Raw genomic sequence first — 5,098 nt, forward strand, 5'->3', positions numbered from 1 at the left:
AGTTTTCAAAGAACAATTTTCGGAACAACTTTTATATCTTATCATTTTTCTGCGTTCGTTGTCAATAACTTTTTTCAAAAGATTAATAGTTTCGATGACAACTTTTATACTTTATCATTTCCAAACGATGTTGTCAATAACTATTTTCAAATATTAAGTGTCTCGCTGACAACTTTTATATCTTATCACCTAGCATCTAATAAGGCAACTAAAATTTTTATAAAACTTACTTCATATGGATGTGTTAACTATAAATCTTTATATATATTATGATAGAATGAGATATACTTTATTCGTTTAAAGGGGTGCAGAAAAATGCTGTCATTTATATTAGTTGTTATTGTATTGTTTCTCATTCCAGGTCCAGCTGTTTTACTAACCATTTCCAAAACCGCTCAGGGCGGAAGGAAAACTGGCATCATCACCGGCATTGGGATTGCGGTGGGGGATTTAATCCATACGATTGCCGCTGTATTAGGCCTTTCAGCCATTCTAATGACTTCGGCCCTCGCCTTTGAAATTGTAAAATATCTAGGCGCTGCTTATTTGATCTTTTTAGGGATTAAGTCAATCCTCGAAAAGTCCAAAAAACAAGATCAACCGGCCATGAAAAAGAGCAGCTCTATCACATCGTTTCGTCAGGCCTTATTAATTGAACTACTCAATCCAAAAACTGCTCTTTTCTTCTTAGCCTTCTTACCGCAGTTCATTCACAACAACGGAACCCCTGTTTTCATTCAATTACTTACTCTAGGGCTCACCTTTGTGTTAATGAGCATCTTGTACACCACCCTGCTTGCATTCTTAACTAGCTCTATAGGCGAAAAGCTTTTCACAAACAAGAATAGCAGGCTTGGACGATGGCAAGGGAAACTTGTGGGCTCTATCTATATAGGATTAGGGTTGCAGCTCGTACTTCAAAATCAAAAATAAAACTGGATATGAAATGTAACAGAAAAAGCGATACCGCCGATGTATCGCTTTTCTTTATGTATTAAATTAAACTCTAATCCAAGTAGCGTCCACCACAGATGGACAAATTGATGATTTGTCCATTTGCGGTGCCTGACACCCACTTCTTTTTAACATCACTTCTTTTTAAAATCACTTCTATTTAACACTTTTTCCCATCTACGTTCATGATTCTTCTAATCTTTTGAATATGGCCCGGCTGGGTTTGAGGTTTGCCTCGATGATGTAGACGTCGCCGCTGTTTGTTAGACCGATGTCTAGGCCGATTAGGTGGGTGTTTGGATAGTATTCTCCAAGTTCGTATGCAGTTAGTAGAGCGATGTTATCGATTTCTGTTTGCAGTAAATGTCCATCGATATCTGTTATGTTGGATTGTTCTAATGCTTGATTCACATTGAGGATTGATTTTGCAATATTGGTAATAAAATAGCCATTTTCCGCTACTTTGGCGAGTTTCCCTGTTACACGCCATTCAATGGAGTCCTTTTCCCTTTCTACCATTACGCGTAAATCAAAGGGACAGTCACCCACCGTGGCTAAGGGAACTTTCTGTTGAACAATATACAGCTTCCGTCCGTATTTCTCTTTATCCAAAAATTCCTCAACATCCTTTTTCCCACAAATAATCTTATTCCGATTGCTATGCATCTCATATCTGTATTCACCAATCTTGGAGACTAGTACAACACCATAACCTTGTGATCCTTCACTAGGTTTGATGACGACCGCTCCCTTCTCCTCTAAAAGCTCCCAAAAAGCTGTATTTGTTAAAATAAGCGTTTTTGGTAAGTAGCCGACAAGCGTAGAATTTTCCTTCATCATGTGATACTTTGTCCATTTTCCGTATGAATAGCTCATGCTAAGCCCACCCACTTTCATTCCAAAGACTTGCGTATACTATCCTATTCAATAGCTTGTCATTAGGTTTGGATAATTGTCCAAATAGCACTTTCTCTAATCCAACGAATTAAATGGGCGAAAAAATAATCCGATAACCCTGACCTTCATTGTTTAAATGAATATATTAATTTGAAAATCTATTTTTTGAAAGGAGGGGTATGAGTGGGGTGTCGTAAAGAAAAAAGCAAAAGCAAATGTAAATGTAAAAAAGATTGCAACTGCAAGAAAGATTGTTTATGCAGAATTTTAAAGAAGTTCAAGCATAGCGAAGTAACCATTAGAACAAAGTCTGGAGATCTCTTTACTGGGGAGTTACAACGCGTAACATGCGATTGCTGTGTAAAAATTATTGAACCAGTTATGGTATCACCATTTGTAAATGAGCGGTTGACAGTGATTCGTTGTAAGGATATCGAAAGCTTTTCCGTTGATTTACTCAGTGGGTGATCCATTATTAACCAATTTTAAGGCAGTGGCACTAGACCACTGCCTTACTCTTTGATATTAATGTATTTTTCAATCGAAGCTGTGTTGACAATAAAACGACTTCGCCTTCTTAATAATGGCTCCTTTGCATCTGAATGATGATGCTGAGGGTCAGTGTAGCGCAAATAGGCATAGTGATCCTTCGATAACGAATACATTTTCAATCCGCTTTCATAGCATAGAAGCTGAAAGCCGCTGTCCTCTCCAACATTCACTTCGGGAAAGCGAACTTGATCGAGGATTTTTTTCTTGAAGGCAAGCGTGGCCCCGTGTAGAAAATCGGAACTTTTAAACGGACCATTGTTTACAATCCATTGATTCTCATGATTGGGATTATACAAGCGCAACTCCTTATTTTTTTGGAAGTGAATATAAAAACTGCACTTGCCCACCAAATCTGCACCAGTCTGAACCAGTGTCTCATACACTTCCTTTAGATAGTCGGGACCGTAATAGTCATCATCATCCATTTTTGTAACAAAATCATACTTTGCTAAACGAACCCCTTGATTTAAGCAGGCCCCCAAACTGACTTCTTCTGGAATTTGGAAAATTGGATATCCAACGCCGGAGGCTTCCATAAATGCAGCATTAGCAACAATAATAAGCTCTTTTTCTACTAATGTTTGTCTCTGAAAATTCTCTATAATTTTCGGTAGATAGGCTTGGCGATTCGTGCAGGCGACGACGGAAATCATCGGGACCCTCCCCCTTCCCACACATATTCCTCAAACGCGTCCGTCACCGCAATCTGTTTGCAATGTTTTTGGAATATCTCATCAAGAACCTGCCAGGAGTGGTGATGATTCTCTTGATAGCGAATTAGTACATAATCATTTAGGCTCCCTGAATATAAGGATAACTTCTGACTGAGGCAATCCTTTTGAAATTGCACATCCTCTCCGTTATTTAGCGCCTGAAACTGAACCTTTTCAAGCACATCCTTTTTAAACACTAACGTCCCTCCGGCGAGAAACACCCGGTTATTTTTCAAAAAGATAGAATGCATCCGCGGACGAAAGGTCGTTAACAGCCTATCTTTTTTAATATAAACAAAGATCCCTGCCTTTCCAACAACATCTGCACCTGTTTCCTGTAGCATTTGGATGGCATGAGTCAAATAATCTGGTGAGTAATAATCATCATCATCAAATTTAGCCACAACCTCATATCTGGCCTGACTAAAGCCGAATTTCAAACCTTCCCCTAAGGTTTTCTCTTCATCCAACTGAAAAACACTTATATTCGGTAATGCAACTACATTTTCTCGTTTCATCTCATTCTTATTCAAAATAATAATCAACTCTTTTTCCTGAACGGTTTGCCTTGTGAAATTCTCGATGACACGGTCCAACATGTACTCTCTATTTGTACTTGTGACAACAGTTATCGAGTTGTCCACCTCCTACCCATACCAAACTTTATCTATTTCATAGTATGTAAGAGACTGGAAAAATAGAGGTGAATCATGAATAAGAAAGTATTAATAACAGGTGTGGCGGGATTCCTTGGCTCACACCTGGCAAAAGATTTACTTGCAGCTGGATGCGTTGTTGTTGGAGTGGATAATTTATCATCAGGAAAAATCACCAACATAAAAGGCCTCCCAGAAGACCGGTTTATTTTTAAAGAGATGGATGTTTGTTCGCGGAAATTACTTGCCGACCCTGACTTTTTAAACGTTCAGGAAATTTACCATCTTGCCTCGGCAGCCTCTCCAAAATATTATCAAGCCAGCCCATTTGAAACGATTAATGTGAATACAATCGGCACGAAAAATATGCTGGAACTTGCCAAAAGGAATCATGCGAAAATGGTTTATACCAGTACAAGTGAAGCCTACGGTGATCCCGAAGTGCATCCGCAGCCAGAAACCTACAGAGGCAATGTCAATACATGGGGCCCACGTGCATGCTACGATGAAGCGAAGCGTTTAGGAGAAGTACTTTGCTACTTGTACTACACGCAATATCAAACAAAAGTAAAGGTTGCACGGATTTTTAATACCTATTCGGCTGGACTGGCGAACGATGATGGCCGAGTAATCTCCAACTTTGTCACGCAAGCGATAAAGGGTGAGGACATTACAGTTTATGGCGATGGAACTCAAACACGGTCGTTTTGTTATGTGACCGATACAATCAACGGACTAAAGTTGTTAATGGAAAAAGATGAAGCCAATGGGGAAATTATCAATATAGGAAATCCCATTGAACACTCAATTTTGGATTTGGCCCATTTTGTTAAAAAATTGTCAGATTCTGAAAGCTTTATCACCTTCCACCCGCTTCCAGAGGATGATCCAAAAGTGCGGCGGCCTGTGATTGATAAAGCAAGAGAATTGTTAGGTTGGGCCCCTGTTAAAAAATTGGAAGATGGGTTGAAAGAAACAATTGCGGAGTATAAAGAAAAACTTAAAATACAAGAAGACAAGAGTTAGCTTGTAATCATTGCAACAGTGTAGAATCAGGTCTTACTACCATCACATAAACGAAACCCCTTGACGTCAAGGGGTTATTTACAATCTTTTCATTTGGTCTTTTAATTTTTCTACAATATATTATATAACAAGAAAAAATGTTTATTTAATTGGAGACCATACTGACTTAACTTCTGAATGATAAATTCATTTTTTGGATGATCGAGAACCACAATGGCATCCACCTGACCACCCTTTAATTTTTTAGCTACTGAGGAAATTTTCATACTTTTGTTTATATAAATTAACTTTTCTACCTTT

Annotated in this window: 7 protein-coding genes; 3 read left to right on the plus strand and 4 right to left on the minus strand. The window is 38.5% G+C overall.

Going from position 1 to position 5,098, the window contains the following annotated elements:
- Window positions 1-315: 315 nt before the first annotated feature.
- Complete coding sequence (locus V7137_RS29350; RefSeq protein ID WP_335701332.1) at window positions 316-933, plus strand: LysE family translocator; 618 nt, start codon at window positions 316-318, stop codon at window positions 931-933.
- A 204-nt stretch (window positions 934-1,137) separates the two neighbouring features.
- Here V7137_RS29350 and V7137_RS29355 read toward each other — a convergent pair whose 3' ends face one another.
- A complete protein-coding gene (locus tag V7137_RS29355) occupies window positions 1,138-1,830 on the minus strand; it encodes a YheC/YheD family protein (protein WP_335701333.1) in 693 nt (230 codons plus the stop codon).
- Between the two features lie 204 nt (window positions 1,831-2,034).
- Here V7137_RS29355 and V7137_RS29360 point away from each other — a divergent pair, with 204 nt between their 5' ends.
- The gene (locus V7137_RS29360; protein ID WP_335701334.1) at window positions 2,035-2,319 is read left to right on the plus strand and encodes a hypothetical protein; all 285 of its coding nucleotides are present in this window, start codon (window positions 2,035-2,037) and stop codon (window positions 2,317-2,319) included.
- Window positions 2,320-2,363: 44 nt separating this feature from the next.
- Here V7137_RS29360 and V7137_RS29365 read toward each other — a convergent pair whose 3' ends face one another.
- Window positions 2,364-3,056 carry a glycosyltransferase family 2 protein gene (locus V7137_RS29365; protein ID WP_335701335.1) on the minus strand — a complete coding sequence of 231 codons (693 nt, stop codon included), beginning with the start codon at window positions 3,054-3,056 and terminating at the stop codon, window positions 2,364-2,366.
- Window positions 3,053-3,760, minus strand: a complete 708-nt coding sequence (locus V7137_RS29370; protein WP_335701336.1) for a glycosyltransferase — start codon at window positions 3,758-3,760, stop codon at window positions 3,053-3,055. The genes V7137_RS29365 and V7137_RS29370 overlap by 4 nt, the downstream gene beginning before the upstream one ends.
- 66 nt (window positions 3,761-3,826) lie before the next feature.
- Here V7137_RS29370 and V7137_RS29375 point away from each other — a divergent pair, with 66 nt between their 5' ends.
- Window positions 3,827-4,798 (plus strand): NAD-dependent epimerase/dehydratase family protein, encoded by a 972-nt coding sequence (locus V7137_RS29375; protein ID WP_335701337.1) that lies wholly within the window; start codon window positions 3,827-3,829, stop codon window positions 4,796-4,798.
- Between the two features lie 110 nt (window positions 4,799-4,908).
- Here V7137_RS29375 and V7137_RS29380 read toward each other — a convergent pair.
- Window positions 4,909-5,098: hypothetical protein (locus tag V7137_RS29380; protein WP_335701338.1), on the minus strand; the 190-nt coding region annotated here is incomplete at its 5' end.

Origin of the sequence: Neobacillus drentensis (assembly GCF_036962765.1) — a bacterium.
Lineage (GTDB): Bacteria > Bacillota > Bacilli > Bacillales > Cytobacillaceae > Neobacillus > Neobacillus drentensis_C.